The 290-nt window shown below is 63.1% G+C and carries 1 protein-coding gene; it reads right to left on the bottom strand.

Translation table 11 applies throughout. The features are described 5' to 3' along the window. A partial coding sequence (locus HMPREF0201_RS09320) for an RHS repeat-associated core domain-containing protein (RefSeq protein WP_016536345.1) occupies positions 1-290 on the bottom strand: 290 nt, incomplete at both ends.

The raw sequence follows: 290 nt of genomic DNA, 5'->3' as shown, positions 1-290 counted from the left end.
CTGATATGGCCCGTCGGGTCCGTATAGTTCACCGGGTCGCCACCGCAGTAAACGTACGGGTTTATTCCACCTGCACCGAAGGGGCTCAGGCTGTCCGGGCAGTTAAACCGCCCCAGCACCGGATTATACGCCCGGTAACCGTTGCCCAGATGGTAGTTGCCGCTCACAGGGTCAATACGCTCACCGTTGAAGCCCGGCAGCCCTTCTGCGGGATTACCGCTTCCCCAGGGGGACCAGGTGTGCAACTGACCCGGCCCGGAGGCAGCGTTACGCGACCAGAGCGGAGAGGC

The organism is Cedecea davisae DSM 4568 (assembly GCF_000412335.2).
Lineage (GTDB): Bacteria > Pseudomonadota > Gammaproteobacteria > Enterobacterales > Enterobacteriaceae > Cedecea > Cedecea davisae.
The sequence above is the reverse complement of the archived record's forward strand: the minus strand, read 5'-3'. Positions and strand labels throughout refer to the sequence as shown.